The sequence below is a fragment of the Nonomuraea sp. NPDC050022 genome, from assembly GCF_044460705.1.
Taxonomy (GTDB): Bacteria; Actinomycetota; Actinomycetes; order Streptosporangiales; family Streptosporangiaceae; genus Nonomuraea.
On record NZ_JBITKE010000020.1, the window covers coordinates 1 to 16,988 of the forward strand.

13 protein-coding genes are annotated in these 16,988 nt (G+C 69.8%); 8 read left to right on the top strand and 5 right to left on the bottom strand.

Translation table 11 applies throughout. The features are described from left to right. Nucleotides 1-211 precede the first annotated feature (211 nt). Complete coding sequence (locus ACIBO2_RS53800) at nt 212-1,582, top strand: PhzF family phenazine biosynthesis protein (protein ID WP_397304938.1); 1,371 nt, start codon at nt 212-214, stop codon at nt 1,580-1,582. Between the two features lie 8 nt (nt 1,583-1,590). Here the strand turns inward: ACIBO2_RS53800 and ACIBO2_RS53805 are convergent, their stop codons facing one another. Continuing rightward, entirely contained in the window at nt 1,591-5,004 is a 3,414-nt protein-coding gene (locus ACIBO2_RS53805) for an AfsR/SARP family transcriptional regulator (protein ID WP_397304939.1), read from the bottom strand. A gap of 191 nt (nt 5,005-5,195) precedes the next feature. Between ACIBO2_RS53805 and ACIBO2_RS53810 the strand changes: the two genes are divergently transcribed. Next, entirely contained in the window at nt 5,196-6,710 is a 1,515-nt protein-coding gene (locus ACIBO2_RS53810) for an FAD-dependent oxidoreductase (protein WP_397304940.1), read from the top strand. Nucleotides 6,711-6,728: 18 nt separating this feature from the next. Here the strand turns inward: ACIBO2_RS53810 and ACIBO2_RS53815 are convergent, their stop codons facing one another. After that, a complete protein-coding gene (locus tag ACIBO2_RS53815) occupies nt 6,729-7,958 on the bottom strand; it encodes an RNA-guided endonuclease InsQ/TnpB family protein (RefSeq protein ID WP_397304941.1) in 1,230 nt (409 codons plus the stop codon). A gap of 177 nt (nt 7,959-8,135) precedes the next feature. Here ACIBO2_RS53815 and ACIBO2_RS53820 point away from each other — a divergent pair, with 177 nt between their 5' ends. Both ACIBO2_RS53820 and ACIBO2_RS53825 read left to right on the top strand, forming a co-directional pair. Next, nucleotides 8,136-8,798, top strand: coding sequence for a GDSL-type esterase/lipase family protein (locus tag ACIBO2_RS53820; protein ID WP_397304942.1), 663 nt, complete (start codon nt 8,136-8,138; stop codon nt 8,796-8,798). Nucleotides 8,799-8,888: 90 nt separating this feature from the next. Beyond that, a complete protein-coding gene (locus tag ACIBO2_RS53825; protein ID WP_397304944.1) occupies nt 8,889-10,079 on the top strand; it encodes a MarP family serine protease in 1,191 nt (396 codons plus the stop codon). A gap of 70 nt (nt 10,080-10,149) precedes the next feature. On the opposite strand, the gene ACIBO2_RS53830 is transcribed toward ACIBO2_RS53825, so the two are convergent. Both ACIBO2_RS53830 and ACIBO2_RS53835 read right to left on the bottom strand, forming a co-directional pair. Beyond that, the gene (locus tag ACIBO2_RS53830; RefSeq protein ID WP_358552180.1) at nt 10,150-10,530 is read right to left on the bottom strand and encodes a GntR family transcriptional regulator; all 381 of its coding nucleotides are present in this window, start codon (nt 10,528-10,530) and stop codon (nt 10,150-10,152) included. Then, complete coding sequence (locus ACIBO2_RS53835; RefSeq protein WP_358552182.1) at nt 10,527-11,354, bottom strand: hypothetical protein; 828 nt, start codon at nt 11,352-11,354, stop codon at nt 10,527-10,529. The genes ACIBO2_RS53830 and ACIBO2_RS53835 overlap by 4 nt, the downstream gene beginning before the upstream one ends. A gap of 338 nt (nt 11,355-11,692) precedes the next feature. Here ACIBO2_RS53835 and ACIBO2_RS53840 point away from each other — a divergent pair, with 338 nt between their 5' ends. After that, the gene (locus ACIBO2_RS53840) at nt 11,693-12,682 is read left to right on the top strand and encodes an aldo/keto reductase family protein (protein WP_358552184.1); all 990 of its coding nucleotides are present in this window, start codon (nt 11,693-11,695) and stop codon (nt 12,680-12,682) included. Between the two features lie 34 nt (nt 12,683-12,716). On the opposite strand, the gene ACIBO2_RS53845 is transcribed toward ACIBO2_RS53840, so the two are convergent. Continuing rightward, nucleotides 12,717-13,574 carry a helix-turn-helix transcriptional regulator gene (locus ACIBO2_RS53845; RefSeq protein ID WP_397304945.1) on the bottom strand — a complete coding sequence of 286 codons (858 nt, stop codon included), beginning with the start codon at nt 13,572-13,574 and terminating at the stop codon, nt 12,717-12,719. Nucleotides 13,575-13,660: 86 nt separating this feature from the next. Between ACIBO2_RS53845 and ACIBO2_RS53850 the strand changes: the two genes are divergently transcribed. The 3 genes from ACIBO2_RS53850 (at nt 13,661) to ACIBO2_RS53860 (ending at nt 16,985) form a co-directional block, all read left to right on the top strand. Further along, nucleotides 13,661-14,443, top strand: a complete 783-nt coding sequence (locus ACIBO2_RS53850; RefSeq protein ID WP_358552188.1) for an SDR family oxidoreductase — start codon at nt 13,661-13,663, stop codon at nt 14,441-14,443. Nucleotides 14,444-14,561: 118 nt separating this feature from the next. Then, nucleotides 14,562-15,686, top strand: coding sequence for an NAD(P)/FAD-dependent oxidoreductase (locus tag ACIBO2_RS53855; RefSeq protein WP_397304946.1), 1,125 nt, complete (start codon nt 14,562-14,564; stop codon nt 15,684-15,686). 351 nt (nt 15,687-16,037) lie between these two features. Then, nucleotides 16,038-16,985 (top strand): ABC-three component system protein, encoded by a 948-nt coding sequence (locus tag ACIBO2_RS53860; protein WP_358552192.1) that lies wholly within the window; start codon nt 16,038-16,040, stop codon nt 16,983-16,985. The last annotated feature ends 3 nt before the right edge of the window (nt 16,986-16,988 follow it).

Sequence of the window (16,988 nt, forward strand, 5' to 3'; positions counted from 1 at the left end):
CGGAGCGGGGGGGGGGGGGGGCCCGCCCCCCCCCCCCCCCGGCCGCCCCCCCCCCCCCCCGGCCCGCCCCCCCCCCGGGGGGGGGGCCCCCCCCCCGGGCGCGGGGGGGGGGGGGGGGGGGGGGCCGCGCCCCCCCCCCCCCCCCCCGGCTCGCCTTCCGGGCGGCGGACGCCGGTGGAGGCAGGCTCGCGCTGTCTGCACAATGGTCGCCATGGACGAGAACAGCCTGGACGAGAACATCCGGGACGAAGCATGGTGGAGGCGGCAAGCCGCCGCGCAAGGAGAATGGTGGCGAAAACGGGCGGCAGCCCATCAGGAGCAGACCCTGCGGCAGAACAACCTGATGTACGGCGGCTTGATCGCCATCGGAGTGGTCTTGGTGCAGCCGTTCCTGACTCCGGGAGGCGCTGCCCTTGATCTGTCCGCCCAGATCTGCGTGGTCGCTTTCTCCTTAGCCATCCCCCTCTTGTCCGCTCTTATCGTGTTGAACCAGCATGAGACCTTCCGTCGGCGCTCGACGAGCTCCGTTTTCGTGCTGGTGGCGCAGCAGGCCGCGCTCGGGCTCGGGTACGCCGGGGTGGTCGCCGGTTTCTGGCACATCATGACGATCGCCGGGATCGCGATCCTGGTTGGCACGGTCTTGGGCGTGGCCGTGCATTCCGCGGGTTATGTGCAGGTGGAGGAAGAAGACGCCAAAGCCACGCCAGGTGCGGAGCAACCACCCGAAAGTCATGATGACTACATGAGCGAAGTCCTGAGATATGCCGCTTTCACCACTACTCCCGCCGGCGGCAACCCCGCCGGAGTGGTCCTGGATGCCCGGGCGTTGTCAGACGCGGCGATGCTCGCCATCGCCGCCGAACTCGGCTACTCCGAGACGGCCTTCCTGCACCCCACGGACGAGCGCCAGTACCGGATCCAGTACTTCAGCCCACTCGCCGAGGTCGCCTTCTGCGGCCACGCGACGATCGCCGCCTCGGTCGCGCTCGGCGAGCGGATCGGCCCCGGAACCGTGAACCTCACCACCCAGGCGGGCCCGGTCCCGGTGGACATCGCCGCGGATCCGACCGGGGAGATCACCGCCACCCTGACCAGCCCGCCGACCTCCACCCGCCAAGCCTCCGAAGAGGAGGTACGGCCCGTGCTCGCCGCACTGGGCTGGTCGGCCGACGACCTGGACCCCGCCTACCCGGCGCACGTCGCCAACGCCGGCAACGACCATCTCGTCCTGGCCGCGGCCAGCCGGAGCCGCCTGGCCGATCTCGACTACGACTTCGAGGCCCTGGGCAAGATCATGGCCGACTTGGGATGGACCACCGTCCACCTCTTCTGGCCCGAGTCCCCCACCGTCTTCCACGCCCGCGACCCGTTCCCACCTGGCGGCGTCGTCGAGGACCCGGCCACCGGCGCCGCGGCCGCCGCCTTCACCGGCTACCTGCGTATGCTGGGACGCCTCGAAGACGGCACCGTTCTCACCATTCACCAGGGTGTCGACATGGGGCGGCCCAGCCTCCTGACCTGTAGCACCATTCCCGGCGACTCCCGCGTCAAGGTCTCCGGCACCGCGGTGCCCATCCAATAACCGACTGATCACTCGGGATCTGAGCCGGCCGTCCCGAGTTCCCGGCGCAGCCTGGCCGGGTCGACCTCGGTCACGGCTGTCTTCCCGTCCAGCTCCCAGCCCTTCCCGTACGCCGTGGCGAAGGCTTCCTCCCCCAACACGGCCCGCGCACGGCGAGTGAGCTCGCGAACCTGCTGGTCGGTGCGGTCGTGCGTGCCGCGCAGCCGGGAGGCGACGCCGAGCAGGACGGCAGACTCGTGATGCCGCCCGTGCGCCTGGGCGAGCGCGGCCGCGTTCACCGCCCCCAGCGACAGGATCGGCAGGTCCCGGGCGTCCAGCGCCGCCGCGTACGCCTTCGCCAGCATCTTCTCCGCGCCGGCCAGGTCGCCCAACTCCAGACAGAGCGCGGCCCGTACGCTGCCGGCCAGCGCCCGCGCGTGGTCACCGGGGAACCTGGTGTCGCCGTGCAGAGCTCGTTCGGCCTCGTCGAGCAGCTCCCGCGCCCGGTCCAGGTCGCCGAGCCGCACCCGGAAGGCGGCCTCCCACGCGTCGACCAGGGCCGACAGCTCCGGCGAGGCCGCGCGCAGTGCCAGCTCCCGGGCCGAGCCGACCATCGCGATCGTCGAGTCGGTGTCGCCACGCCGCAGGTGCAGGTCGATCCAGCGCAGGTGGAGAAACACCTCGTCGCTGAGGCTGAGCGAGCCGAACTCGCCGGCCAGCGACTGCGCCTCGCGCAGGTCGGCCAGCGCGCCGTCGAGGTCGTCGTCGTACTGCCGCTGCTGGGCGCGCATCGGCAGCACGGTGGCCTGACCCCAGCGGTCGCCGGCCTGCCGGAAGCAGGCCAGGGCCGCCTCCACGTCGGCGCGCATGGTGTCGAACTGGCCCGCGTTCTCGGCGAACTGGGCGCGGAACATGCGGGCCAGCCCGGACAGCCACACGTCGTCGCCGTCGGCCAGGCGCGCGATCTTCGCGTACACGGTCTCCTCCTCCCGCAGGAACGCGAGCGTGAGCGCGGTGAGCGCGCCGCACGGGCCCGGCAGTTCCGGGTAGGCGAGCAGCCGGTCGGCCAGCTCGCGCAGCCGCGCCTGGTCGTCCGCGACCTCCTCGGTGGTCAGCCCCGGCCGGGTGTCGGCCCGGTTGATCAGGTGGATCGCGTGGGCGCAGTCGCGGCCGGGCGTCGGTTCGCCGCCTCCGGGCACCGCCAGCGCCTCGCCCAGCCAGTAGGCCGCGTCGGGGTGCCGGCCGAACATCTGCCAGTACCAGGTCAGGTTCAGGGCGAGAGCGACCGCGCCGGTGGCGTCGCCGGTCGCGCACCGACGGCGCAGGGCGGCCAGCGTGTTGTCGTACTCGGCGCTGATGACCCGGATGGCCGTCAGCTGGCCGGGCCCGCGCAACCGCGGGTCGTACCGGGCCATCAGCTCGGCGAAGTGGCCGGCTGCCAGGTCGCGGACGGCGCCGAGGTCGCCCGTCTCGGCCAGGCGGTCGGCGCCGTACTCGCGCAGCGTCTCCAGCATGCGGTAGCGGCCCGGGTCGGGCGCGAGCTGCAGCAGGGACCGGTCGACCAGGCCCGCGAGCAGTTCGGGGATCTCGGCGACCGGCACCGCGGTGCCGGCGCAGAGCGCGGTGGCCGAGGCCGGCGTGACGCCGCCGGGCAGGATCGAGACGCGTTCGGCGACCGTACGCTCGTGCTCGCTCAGCAGTTGCCAGCTCCAGGCGATGACCGCGCGCAGCGTGCGGTGCCGGGGCAGCGCGGTACGGCTGCCGGTGGTGAGCAGCCGGAACCGGTCGGACAGCCCGTCGGCCAGCTCGGGCAGCGACAACGTCCGCAGCCGGGCGGCGGCCAGCTCCAGCGCCAGCGGCATCCCGTCCAGGCCGCGGACCACCCGCCGGACCTCGGGCAGCGTCGTGTCGTCCACGTCGAAGCCCGGGCGTACGGCCGCCGCCCGCTCGGTGAACAGGCGTACCGACGCCGCCCGCCGGGCCTGCTCGACGCCGTCGTCCGGGCCGGGCAGCGCGAGCGGGCCGAGCGGCACCAGCGCCTCGCCGTCGACCGCGAGAGGTTCGCGGCTGGTGGCGAGTACGCGCAGCTCCGGGCAGCGGGACAGCAGCGCCGCGGCCAGGTGGGCCACGGCGTCGACCAGGTGCTCGCAGTTGTCGACCAGCAACAGGATCTCCCGGCCGCCGAGCCGGTCGGCGAGCACGTCCAGCTCGTCGCCCTCGACCCGCGTCCTGGCCTCGAACATCGCGCCGCCGCGCAGCCCGATCCCGGCGAGCACGGCCGCGCCGACCTTGGCCGGCTCGGTGACCGAGGCGAGGTCGATCAGCCAGGCGCCGTCACGGTAGTCGTGGCCGTGGCGGCGGGCGGCCTCGACGGCGAGGCGCGTCTTACCGGCGCCACCGGGGCCGAGCACGGTGACCAGGCGCCCGGCGGCGAGCAGCGTGTCGATCCGGGCGAGGTCGTCGTCGCGCCCGATGAAGCTGGTCAGCGGCGCGGGCAGGTTACTCGGCCTGGTCTGCGGCTCGGGCAGGCTACTCGGCCCGGTCTGCGGCGCGGGCAGATTACCCGGCCCGGTCTGCGGCGCGGGCAGATTACCCGGCCCGGTCTGCGGCTCGGGCAGATTGCCCGGCCTGGTCTGCGGCGCGGGCAGGTTACTTGGCTCGGTCGGCGCGACGTCGGCGGCCGGGGCGGGCCGCTCGGCGCGCAGCAGGCGCAGGTGGCGTTCGTGCAGGGCGGTGCCCGGGTCGGTGCCGAGGGCGTCGGCCAGGGTTTCGCGGACCCGCTCGTACAGGGCCAGAGCGTCGGCCTGGCGACCCTGGGCGGCGAGCGCGTCCATGAGCAGCGCGGCCGCCCGCTCGTGAACTGGGTGCTCGGTGAGCAGGGCGGTCAGGCGGACGGCGGCCGCGTCGGCACGGCCCAGGGACAACTCGGCGTCGGCGAGATCGGCGACGGCCTCGATCGAGGCGTGGGCCAGCCAGGTCGCGACGGTGGGCGCGACCTGGGCGACGACCGCAGGCTCGGCTCCGGGACGGTCGCCCCACAGCGCCACAGCCTCGCCGAGCACGGCCGCCGCGCCATTGGGGTCGCCGGCGCGCAGACGGTCACGACCGGCGGCGGCGAGCTGCTCGAACCGCAGCGCGTCCACATCGGCCGCGTCCACGCTCAGCCGGTAGCCGCCCGCGACCTGCGCGACGTCGCCGGCCGAGCCGATGGATCGGCGCAGCCGCGAGACGAGGGCCTGAAGGGCGTGAGCGGGGTCGGCCGGGAGGTCATCGGCCCAGATCGCGTCGATCAGGACGCCCTGCTCGACCGCGCGCCCGCCGGCCAGCGCCAGCCGTACGACCAGGCCCTGCGACCGCGCGCCGGGAACAGGCAGGGCGGCGTCACCGCGAGACACCTGAAAGGCGCCGAGCAGCGTGACGCGAAGCCTCGCATCCCCGTCCATCTTCCGAATCTTCGCGCGCGTGCCATCGAGTGTCCAAATCAGGACTTGTCACCATGTGAGCGCCGTGTGTGCCCCGTGTGAGCGGCCCGCGTCAGTCTTCGCATGCCCCGGAGAACGTCGTGGGGCGCGCGGAGGGGCCGCGCAAAACGCTCTGGAATAGCGTTCCAATAACTTTCGGAAAGGGGGCTTCCGTGCACGACGTAGTGATCGTGGGCGCCGGCCCGGTTGGTCTGTTCCTCGCCTGCGAGCTTGGTCTCGCGGGCTGCTCTGTCCTGGTGCTTGAGCGGGAGCCGGAGCCCGGCTCCCCGTGGAAGGCGGACCCGCTCGGGATGCGGGGCCTGTCCGCGGCGTCGGTGGAGGCGTTCTATCGGCGGGAGATGCTGCACCCGCTGTTGACGGCCTCAGGCATCCCTTCCGGCGGGAACTCCGACACGGACGAGCCGTCACCCCCTCGTGGCGTGGGCCACTTCGCCGGCATGATGCTCGATCCGGCCAAGGTCGACGTCGCCGCCCTGCCGTTCCGGCTGCCCAGCCCGGCGATGGACGGCGTGATGACGAACCTCGAAGCGGTCGAGGCGGTGCTGTCCGAGCGGGCGGCCAAGCTCGGCGTGGAGGTCAGGCGCGGCGTCACGGTCTCCGCCATCGCTCGGACCGATGAGAGCGTGGTCGCTCGAGCCGGCGAGCACGAGTACGCGGCGCGCTGGCTCGTCGGCTGCGACGGCGGACGCAGCGCGGTGCGCGGGCTCGCGGGCTTCGACTTCGTCGGCACCGAGCCGCAGTTCACCGGCTATGTCGTGCTCGCCACCATCGCCGATCCCGAGAAGCTGCGCCCCGGATTCAACCTGACGCCGACCGGCATGTACCTCCGGACGCCCGCGGACGGGTACATCGGCATGCTGGACTTCGACGGCGGCACGTTCGACCGCTCGCGGCAGCCGACTCGCGAGCATCTCCAGGCGGTTCTGCGCCGTGTGTCCGGCACCGACGTGACGCTGAGCGATGTCCATCTCGCCTCAAGCTTCACTGATCGGGCGATGCAGACGACGACCTACCGGCAGGGACGCGTCCTGCTCGCGGGCGACGCCGCGCACATCCACTCTCCCCTTGGGGCGCAGGGACTCAACCTCGGCATCGGCGACGCCTTGAACCTGGGGTGGAAGCTCGCGGCGACAGTGCAGGGGTACGCGCCGGACGGGCTCCTCGACACCTATACCCGCGAGCGTCATCCGATCGGCGCCTGGGTACTGGACTGGACGCGCGCCCAGGCGGCGGTCATGCGGCCGGACCCGCATGCCCAGGCGATCCAGGCGGTGGTCCGCGACCTGCTCGGAACCCGTGACGGAACGACGTACGTGTTCGAGAGGACATCGGGATCATCGCTCCGTTATGACCTCGGCAGCGAGCAGCAGCTGGTCGGCCGCAACGCCCCGGAGCTCTGCCTTGAGGACGGCACTCGCCTCGGCGAACTGATGCGGGACGGCCGAGGCGTCGCGCTCGATTTCAGCGCCGACCGACGCCTGCACGATTCAGCGATGGGCTGGGAAAACCGGATGCGGTATGTAGCCGGTCCGGCGAGAAACGACTTCGGATTCGGGGCCCTGCTTGTCCGGCCCGACGGCATAGTCGCCTGGGCCGGTGATCGCGCCCCTGATCGTGACGCGTTCGAGCGGGCCGCCGGCCATTGGTTCGGTAGCCCGGCGATTTAACGCCGCACCGCCCCGAAATCAACTACCACCCGCTGAATCTGGTGGTTTGCTCTCGCGGTCCCGTCTGGCTGAGGGGAGGCCGGTAGCGTGTGGCTGGTTGATAACAGCCCAGCCCGCTATGCCGCGTGTGGCGATGTTGCGGGCTGCGATGTGGTCGGCGTGCCCAGCGAGGCCACACCTGGTGCAGACGAACCGTCCCCGCGCCGGCCGGTTCGCCCTGCTGATATGCCCGCATTCCGGACAGGCCTGCGAGGTGTAGGCGGGGTCGACCAGGACGAAGGCGACTCCGGCGCGGGCGGCCTTGTAGCGGGTGAAGGTGATCTGCTGGGCGAAGGCCCAGCCGTGCAGGGTGCGCCGCTGGAACCGATGAGCCCTTACCCGCCCGCGAATGCCCTGAAGGTCCTCCAGGGCGATGCCGCGGCCGGTGCGTTCGGCTTCACGCACCACAAACGTCGAGATTTGGTGGTTGAGGTCGGTCATCATCCGGTGCTCACGACCGGACAGACGGCGCAGCACCCGCCGAGCCGCAGACGTGCCCTTCTTCTGCAACCGGCGGCGTTGGCGGTGCCGCCGCTCGCGCAGGGTGCGGACGTGGCCATTACCGCCGACCGGCCCCGGCAGCGCCGGGCCGGGCAGCACCACGCCGTCGCAGGTGACCGCCAGGTTCGCCACCTCTTGATCCACCCCCACAAAGCCGCCGACCGGCTCACGCGTCGCCGGTGTGGGCAGGGTGAGCGCGACCTGCAGCAGCCACAGGCCGCGCCGGTAGATCAGGTCGGCCTCCCCCATCGGCAGCGTGTCGATGGCTTTGAGGTCGTCTGGGCGGCCGGTGTAGGGGATGGTGACGCGGCCGGTGGGGGTCCACAGCGACACGGTGCGGGCGTCCCGGTTGAAGCTCATCAGCCGGGCGTCGTAGGGGACCGCGCCGTGCGGGCGGAAGATGTGAGCCCGTTTCTTGCTGGCGCGCCGGTTGGCGTAGGCGCCGGCGACCCGGGCGATCGCCCGCACGGCCGCCTGCGCGCCCAGCCCGGCAAGCTGCCCGCGCACCTCGTAGTAGGCGAGGCGGTGCAACTCCACCATGGTGAAGACGCGGTGCTGGAAGGCCAGGCGGGAGACGACGGTGGCCGCCTGATTGCACACCTGCACCGCTGCGGCCAGCGCGTCGGCCTGGGCCGGGGTGGGCGTGAGCCGCAGTTGCACGACGGTGGGCAGGCCGTGGCGTTTGGTGGCGGAGCGGCGGATCGCCATCGCACACCTCCTGTCACAGCTTCATCACTCACCGCACACATTACCGAACGTGACCGAACCTTTCCATACTGTTTTCGAAAGGAGGGGGTGGCGCTTCCTCACGGCCTTGAAGGACAGGGCGTCCGCGCCACCATTCAGATGAAATTTCCTCTCCTCGACCGAGATTCAGGAGCACAAATGACGATCACCCTCCGACCGGGAAGCACCGTGATGTTCACCGGCGATTCGGTCACCGACTGCCAACGGCTGGAGAGCGAAGACGGCCTCGGCTTCGGCTACCCCCTGCGCGTCGCGGGCGAGTGGGGACTGCGGCACCCGGACCGGCCCGTTACCTGGCTGAACTCCGCCATCGCCGGCAACAAGGTGATGGATCTCGAAGCCCGCTGGCAGGCGGACGTGCTCGACGCGCGCCCGGACGTGGTGTCGATCCTCGTCGGCGGCAACGACGTGGCCTGGCACACCTACGACCCGGACGGCTACGTGATCTCCACGGAGGAGTACGCGGCAGGCTACGACCGCCTGCTCGCACCCCTCGCCGAGGCTGGCGTCGAGCTGATCCTCATCGAGACGTCCCTCCTGCCGATCAGCGGCCTCGTCGAGGTCGGCGACGTACACATCGGCGAGAAGGAGAGGAAGGAGTGGCGGGCCGACCTGGACCCGAAGAACCAGGTCGTCCGCGAACTCGCCCGCAAGTACGGCGCGCACCTGCTCGCCGCCGACGGCATGTTCGCCGAGCTCGCCGCGACGACCGGGCCGGAGTACTGGGCCGCGGACGGCGCGCACCCGACACCGGCCGGTCACGCCGCACTCGCGGCGGCCTGGCTGCGCCTGGTCGCGTGACCGGGCCTCGCCGGCGGTAATTCGCGTATCACCGTCCGATCTTTATCTCCGCGCGACCACGGAGATAAAGATCGGGCTTACCTTTGCCTAGTGATCGGTGATCTGCTCGACATCGTGTTGGTCGCCCTGGTGATCGCCTTCGGCTTCTCCGGATATCGCCAAGGGTTCGTCGTCGGGGCGGCGAGCTTCATCGGTTTCATCGGCGGAGTTGTGTTCGGGATTAACCTCGCGCCGCCCATCGCGGGCGCGGTTGTGGACGGAGACGTCCCGCAGTTATTACTGGCCCTGGTAATCGTGCTCCTGGCCGCGATGATCGGCCAGTTCATTACATCTACCGTGGGGGCGGTATTGCGTTCCCATCTGCGGGACGAACCTGCCCGGAGGCTGGACGCGGTAGGCGGAATGCTGATCGCCGCCTTTTCGGTGCTGGTCATCGCCTGGCTGGTCGGAAGCCTGCTGGTAGCCACCTCGCTGGTGCCGGTCGTGGAACAGATTCGTGGCTCGCTGCTCCTGGCCACGGTTGATCAGGCGGTCCCGGACGCGGCGCGCGACTGGCAGAAACCGTTCAAGCAGTTCATCGACCGGTCCGGCTTCCCGCCGGTGCTGGACGTGATCGCCGGCCAGCCGCTCGTCGACGTTCCACCACCGAGCGCGGCAGTGCTGAGGAGCCCCGCGTTACAGCAGTCACGTGCCGGGATCGTGCAGGTGCAGGGGACGGCGAGCTCGTGCCGTAAGCGCATCACCGGCTCCGGATTCGTGTACGCGCCCGATCACATCATGACCAACGCGCACGTGGTCGCGGGGGTGGACGCGGAGTTGCAGATCATCGATCACGAGGAGCGCCCTCGCCCAGCGGTGGTGGTTCTGTACGACCCGCGGCGGGACGTGGCGGTCCTGCACGTACCGGGCCTCGGACTGCCGCACCTGACCTTCGACGGCGAGGCGGACAAGGGCGAGGACGCCATCATCGCGGGCTACCCCCAGGGCCGCGGGTTCACTCCGCAGCCGGCCCGGGTCGCGGCGCGGCAGAGCGCCGCCATCCCCGACATTTACCGTGGGCCCAAGGTGACACGGGAGGTGTACCTCATCCGGGGCAAGGTCGAGCACGGCGACTCGGGCGGTCCTCTACTGGCCACCGACGGGCGGGTGCTGGGCGTGACCTTCGCCGCCGTCACCAGCCAGGAGGACATCGGTTACGTACTGACCGCCAGCGAAGTCGCCGCCGACGCCCGTGAGGCCGCGACCGCCACCAAGCCCGTCAGCACTCAGGTCTGCGACTGATCCCATGGCGGATCACGGCCTCGCAGGCCCAAGCACTCGGCGCTCGGGCCATATAGGCCCGAGCGCCGAGTCAGAATGAGGCGGAAGCGGCCGCGTCGCCGGATCTCAGGGCCGCCTCGACGATGCAGAGCGCCTCACTCTCGTCGATGCCGACGCTCGCCACGACGGCCGCGTAGTCGGCGGCGGCCTGGCGGGCTCGTTCGCGGGCCTCCTCCCCCGCCGCCGACACGAACGACCCCGCCCGCCCCCGGGTCTCGATCAGCCCGGCCTCCTCAAGCTCCCGGTAGGCCCGGCCGACCGTGTTGACGGCCAGGCCGAGGTCGGCCGCGAGCCGGCGGATGGTCGGCAGCCGGGAGCCCACGGCCAGCGTACGGTCGTGGATCTGCCGGGCGAGCTGGGCCCGCAGCTGCTCGAACGGCGGCACCGGCGAGCCCGCGTCGATGACGATCATTCGACGCCGACCACGTGCCGCGCTGTGTCCGCGCACGACGGCGTCCTGGCATGGGCGGCGATGATGGCGGCCAGGCCCAGCACCATGAAGCCGAGGGAGGCGGCGGTCCACCAGCCGGGCGCGGCCCCGGACAGCAACACCACCGGCAACCCCAACAGCACGCTCGGCGCGTTGCTGTCGCGCGCGTCCTCGATGCGCATGATGACGTCGGCCGTCAGCGACACCTCGTCCTCGGCCACGACCGGCCGGGCCAGCAGCTCGCGTAGCTGCAGAGCCAGGCCGAGGCCGGCCCCGGCCACGGCGACCAGCAGCACGACAGCCATGTACCGCACTCTGCCCTCATCGACGGACAGTGCGCTCACCCCCAGCGCGAGCGCACCGGCGAAGATACCGGCCACCAGGACGGCGTACCTCCTTCCAAGGAGGGCCCGCCAGCCGAGCTGTACCGGATGGGCCACTCGCCGCGCCAGCGCGGCCCCGGCCTGCCGGTCGACACGCCGTACCCAGGCGTCGAGCAGCATCCGGGCCAGCACCAGCCCGATGATCGACACGCTCAGGGCCAGCACCAGCGTCGGCCGCGCCGGCCAAAGTCCGCCGGATGCGGCAGTGGCCATCAGGTCAGTGGCCTGTGCCAGCGCGGCCGCGATATACAGCGCGGCCAGCAGGACACTGCCGAGGAGCCGCGTCCGCCGCCGTACCGCCAGTCGTGTGGTCAGCAACGGTGTCGGTGGGCTGCCGCCGAGGCCGTGCTGCCGCAGCCAGGTCTCCGTGCTTCGGACCTCCGCCGGCCGCGGGTCGGCGCTCGGCATGGAACTGTTCGCCATACCGTCTCCTTTGTCGCAAGGTTTGTATCAACATGTTGCGCCATAGCTTGCGACAAAGTCAACAGGGCGACCAGGCATCGCCTGACGCAAGGCGGACGAGTCGCCTCCAGGCGCGGAGGCGAGGCTCTGGGTGTACGGAGTAGCCAATCCGGCGAAGGGATCCCGGAGTTCGAGGGCGCCGCGCCGCGCTCGAACCAATCCCATGAATCTCCCGCGCATAGTTTGACAAATTCGCCATTATATGTTCTCTTGATTTTCCCTTAGAGCGCCTTGATTTAATTTGTCAAATCGGCTCGATAAAGGCTTGGGCATACGAAATGAAGGGCTAACGTAAATGCATGGAATTTCGTCGTCTCGGCCGTAGCGGTCTCTCTGTCAGCGCTATCTCCTATGGGCACTGGCTCGCACACGACACCCCGGACCAGGAAGAACGTGCGCGGGCGTGCGTCGCGGCCGCGCTGGACGCGGGTATCACCACGTTCATCACCGCGGACGCGTACGCGAACACCGCGGCCGAGTCGGTGCTCGGCCGCGCCCTGAAAGGACAGCGGCGGGAAAACCTGGAGATATCCACGAAGGTGTTCTGGCCCACTGGGCCGGGCGGGCCCAATGACAAAGGACTTGGCCGCAAGCACGTCATGGAGTCGGCACGCGCGTCGCTACGGCGGCTGGGCACCGATTATCTGGATGTGTACCAGGCGCATCGATTTGACCGTACGGTGCCGCTGGAGGAGACCATGCTGGCCTTCGCCGACCTGGTCCGGCAGGGCCATGTGCTCTATGTCGGCGTCTCCGAATGGACGGCCGAGCAGATCACGAGGGGCGCCGCGCTCGCCCGGGAGTTGCACGTGCCGTTGGTCTCCAACGAGGCGCAGTACAGCGCGTTGTGGCGGGTGATCGAGGCCGAGGTCATGCCGGCGTGCGAGCGAGAAGGGCTCAGCCAGCTCGCCTGGTCCCCCATCGCGCAGGGCGTACTGACGGGCAAGTATCGCCCTGGGCAGCCGTCGCCCGCCGGGTCGCGCGGCGCGGACCTGAGCGGTGCGGGCAGCTTTATCCAGCCCTTCCTGCGTGAGGACGTGCTGGTACGGGTGCAGCGGCTGCTTCCCCTGGCCGATGAGGCCGAGCTGTCCCTGGGGCAGCTCGCGCTGGCCTGGGTGTTGCGGCGCCCCGATGTGGCTTCGGCGATCATCGGTGCGTCGCGGCCCGAGCAGGTGAGGGAGAACGTCAAAGCGGCCGGGGTCCGGCTCGACGCCGATCTTCTGGGGCGCATCGATCAGGTGCTGGACGGCGTCATCGAAACGAGCCCGGCGCTGACGACGAGCCCGTAACGGGATGACAGGTCGCGGCCTGGGGCGGAGTGCGTCAGCGTGACCTGTTCGCCTTGACGTACTCGGTGCCAAGGACGTTCAGCAGAGCCAGGGCTTCGGCGCCAGGGGATCCTGAGGGCGCGCTGTAGAGCACGAGGTGCTGGTCGCGGTCCGTGAGCGCGAGCGAGTCGCAGTCAACGGCGATCTCCCCGACGACCGGGTGCCGGAACGTCTTCGTGAGCGTTGGCGCGGCCTGCACGTCGTGCCGCTCCCAGAGCCGGGCGAACTCGGGGCTGGCGTCGCGGAGCTCGTCGACGAGCTCGGTCACCGCGGGGTCGGACGGGTAGCGGGCGAGGGTGGATCGCAGCCCCATGACGACCTGGTGCCGGAACTCCGCGGCGTCGGAGACCCCGTACAGCGTCGCATCGGGGCGCGTAGGGCCGAGAAATGCCCGGCGCGCGAGATTGCGGTCCCGTGGGGCGAGCTCGGCGAAGTCCTCCATGAGCGCGGCCGCGAGGTCGTTCCACGCGAGCACCTCGAACGTGGCCGAAATCACGAAAGCGGCCGTCTGCGGCAGCCGCTCAAGGAGCGCGAGGATGCTCGGGCGTACGTCGCGCCGGTGCAGTCCGGTACGGCTCGGCGCGGTCCCCGCCAGGACGTGGAGGTGGTCGGACTCGGCGTCCGTGAGCCGCAGCGCGTCCGCGATCCCGGCGAGGACCTCGCCCGACGGTCGCGGCGCCCGGCCCTGTTCGAGCCGGACGTAGTACTCCGTGGAGATGTGCGCGAGGACCGCGACCTCCTCGCGGCGAAGTCCCGGTGTCCGGCGTCGCGGGCCCGAGGACAGGCCGATGTCCTGCGGCCGGAGCCGCTCGCGACGGCTGCGGAGGAACGCCCCGAGCTCCTGTTTGTCCATATGCCCAGTGTGCACGCTTCGCGGCGATCGATCCTGGTACCGTCTGTGCCTGCATCCGGCCTGGTGGCCGGCCTGACACTGTCGTCATGACGAACACCACTGACATCGCACCCATCGGCCTGCTCACCGGCAAGGTCGTGTTCATCACTGGCGCCAGCCGGGGCATCGGGGCGGCCGCGGCCCGGCTCTTCGCCGCCGAGGGAGCCGCCGTCGTACTCGCCGCCCGCGGCACCGACGCCCTGCGGCAGATCGTCACCGAGATCCGCGCCGAGGGCGGCGTCGCCGACGCCGTCACCCTGGACCTCGCCGACCGTACGAGCATCCGCGCGGCCCTCGACCGCGTCGAGGAGCTGCACGGACGGCTCGACGGCGCCTTCAACAACGGCGCGGTGGCCCAGCGGCCCGGTCCGCTCGACACCACGAGCGATGAGGACCTGGAGCAGCAGTTCGCGGTGAACTTCCGGGCGCACTGGACCGCCATGACGGCTGAGGCCGCACTCATGCGACGCGACGGTGGCGGAGCGATCGTCAACACCTCGAGCATCGGCAGCCGCCGCGCGAACCCCGTACTTCCCGCGTACGGCGCCATGAAGCGCGCGCTCAACAGCATCACCGAGACCGCCGCGGTGAGCTGGGCCCGTGATGGCATCCGGGTGAACGGCATCACCCCCGGCGGCACCGCCACGAAGATGATCGACGATTGGGAGGCGGCGACCCCTGGCATCCTCGAGCAGGTGAAGGCATCGGTCCCGCTCGGACGGATGGCCGAGCCCCACGAAGTCGCCGAGGTGGCGGCGTGGCTGCTCAGTGACCGGGCATCGATGGTGACCGGCGCGATCGTGCCGGTGGATGGCGGCGCCGGCGCCTGAAAGGGCTAACCCCGTGCCCGCCGCTTCGATACCCGATTTCGGAGCTTTTGCCGGTCCCGTTCATAGGGCTGGCGTGCTAGAAATGAGAGTTCGCCCGTGATCTAGGAAAGGGGCGTTCGTGGGGATCGAGTCCGTGAAGCGGCCTGAACGTGTTGCGGTCATCGGAGTGGGCATCCTCGGAGCCAGCGTGGGCTGGAACCTGTCCCGGCACGGCGCCAAGGTGGTCTTCATCGACGCGGGCCAGCCGGGCGAAGGCGTCACCAACTGGTCCTTCTCGTGGGTCAACGCCAGCAACAAGACCGTGCGCAGGTCCTACTTCGACCTGAACGTCGCGGGCATGGCCGCCTACCGTGAGCTCGCCGAGACCATCGGGCCGGACTCATGGTGGTATCCCAGCGGCCACCTGCGCTGGACAGACGATCCCGCGGCGCAGGCGAAGCTCCTGGAAACAGTCGGGCTGCTGGCCGACTGGGACTACCGGGTCGAGGTGTGCACGGGGGCCGAGGTGCGCCGCCGCCTCGAACCCGCTCTCACGATGCCCGACGAGGCTCCCGTCGTGTTCTACCCCGATGAAGCCTGGGTGCATGGACGTCATCTCGTCGGCCGCCTGGTCGGCCAGGCCGTCGCGGCCGGCGCCGAGCACCGGTTGGGCACCACGGTCCGTGACATCGGCACCGGTGCCGACGGGAGCATCCGGACAGTCGCTCTCTCCGATGGCAGCCGTCTCGACGTTGACATCGTCGTGAACGCGGCGGGCCCCAGCGCCTCGCACGTCGCCGGGCTCATCGCCCGGCACTTGCCGATGCGCCGGGAACCCGGCGTCGTCACCCGGATCAGCTGTGCTCAGGTCCCGATCCACCGGGCCATGCACGCGCCGCACATCGAGATCCGTCCTGACGGGGACGCTTCGATGGTCCTGCACAGCCGCGAGATCGACGCACTCATCGACACGGTCGAGGATCCGGCGGAACTCGCCCGGCTGCTCCACGAATCGGCGCGGCAGGTCGTTCCCGAGCTCGGCGATTCCCGCGTCGTACAGACGCGGGTATCCAACCGGCCCATCCCAGCCGACGGATTCCCTTCGGTGGGAGCGGTGCCGTCTGTGCCCGGCTACTACGAGGCCGTTTCCCACAGCGGCATCACGCTCGGGCCGGTCATCGGGCGACTGCTTGCTTCGGAGATCGTCAGTGGGGAGAGAGATGAGCTGCTCGCGGACTTCCGTCCGGAGCGGTTCTCCGCGTGACAGTCCGGGCAAGTCTTGACAGTCCGGGCAAGCGCCGCCCAAGCCCGTAACTGAGTGCAGGTCCGGATCTGCTGCTTGTGCAGGTTGGGAGTGTTGCTCGACCCATAAAACATCAAGATCTTTTAGCGTCTCGGAACTCGCATGTCCGGCCGGGGGTCTCCCCAAATCGGGCATAGGCTCGCCAGAACCCACAGATCGCTCCGCCGAGTGCTTTACACCCCTCGCCGTGCGCTTCGATCAGCACCACAAGCGGCTCGACTTGATCGGGTGATCGTAACTCCTTCTGCGATGCATCCGACTATCATCGGCTTTCAAAGATCCGATAAAGGCCGGTCACCTGGAGCCGCACGGATGCAGACCCACGTCCTAGAACTCTGGGAGCGCCTGTATGTCCGCTTCATGCTCAGCGCGAAGCTCGATTCCCTGCATGGGAACAGCTTCGAGGAGTTCTTTCTCAATCTGATGTGCGAGCGCAACCAGGGCTTCTTTGATATCCGCACGCGCGGAAAGCTCGGAGACCTTGGCGCCGATGGCCTGATGATCGACGGCAAGAAGTTGTTCGCCTGCTACGGACCTCAGATCGTCGATGAGAAGAAGATCCAGTCAAAGATAGAAAGTGACCTCGCCAGCGCCATACGGCAGCGGCCCGGAGCCTTCGACACGTTCGTCTTCGTTCACAGCGACCGGCGGGGAATGGACCCGGTCGTCTCGACGGCGCTGACGGAGGCCAAGAAGGGCTTCACCCATATTTCGTTCGAGAACTTCGGCTTCCGGCGGTTCAATCACGAATTGAACCAACTCTCCCGCTACCAAGTCGAGGACCTTCTCGGCTGCGAGTTCCCTGCGAAGAAGGTGGTCACAGGCGTCGCATTGAAGGATGTACGTCCGCTTCTTGAGCACCTGGCACGCGAGCGCATACCACATTTCGGTCTGGGCCAGATTCCCATCCCGTCGCATCAGAAGATGGAATTCAACGAGTTCTCACCCGACGCGATGACCCAGATGACGAACGCGATGGCGTACGTACCGTGCGTCGAGACGTACTACCAGAACGTAGTTGATCCGACGGAGCGCGACGATGTCGCGGCTGGCTTCCGCGAGCACTACTTGATGCTCGCCGAGGCCCACAGCGACCCGGATCGGATCCTGGAAGAGCTGATCGGCCATATTCTCGGCAACGAAGCCAAGGGCTTCGCCGAGTTCTTGAACGCACTCGTCGTCCTGATGTACTTCTTTGGGGAGTGTGACATCTTCAAGATGCCACCATCCTCATGGCCTACCATCCCCGAGCTGAGGTAGCAG

Coding starts and splice junctions, on each gene's coding strand:
- ACIBO2_RS53815 (WP_397304941.1), bottom strand. CDS start 7,958: ATGGCGATCCGCCGCTCCGCCACCAAACGCCACGGCCTGCCCACCGTC.
- ACIBO2_RS53850 (WP_358552188.1), top strand. CDS start 13,661: ATGACGAACACCACTGACATCGCACCCATCGGCCTGCTCACCGGCAAG.
- ACIBO2_RS53800 (WP_397304938.1), top strand. CDS start 212: ATGGACGAGAACAGCCTGGACGAGAACATCCGGGACGAAGCATGGTGG.
- ACIBO2_RS53805 (WP_397304939.1), bottom strand. CDS start 5,004: ATGGACGGGGATGCGAGGCTTCGCGTCACGCTGCTCGGCGCCTTTCAG.
- ACIBO2_RS53820 (WP_397304942.1), top strand. CDS start 8,136: ATGACGATCACCCTCCGACCGGGAAGCACCGTGATGTTCACCGGCGAT.
- ACIBO2_RS53860 (WP_358552192.1), top strand. CDS start 16,038: ATGCAGACCCACGTCCTAGAACTCTGGGAGCGCCTGTATGTCCGCTTC.
- ACIBO2_RS53845 (WP_397304945.1), bottom strand. CDS start 13,574: ATGGACAAACAGGAGCTCGGGGCGTTCCTCCGCAGCCGTCGCGAGCGG.
- ACIBO2_RS53830 (WP_358552180.1), bottom strand. CDS start 10,530: ATGATCGTCATCGACGCGGGCTCGCCGGTGCCGCCGTTCGAGCAGCTG.
- ACIBO2_RS53840 (WP_358552184.1), top strand. CDS start 11,693: ATGGAATTTCGTCGTCTCGGCCGTAGCGGTCTCTCTGTCAGCGCTATC.
- ACIBO2_RS53835 (WP_358552182.1), bottom strand. CDS start 11,354: ATGGCGAACAGTTCCATGCCGAGCGCCGACCCGCGGCCGGCGGAGGTC.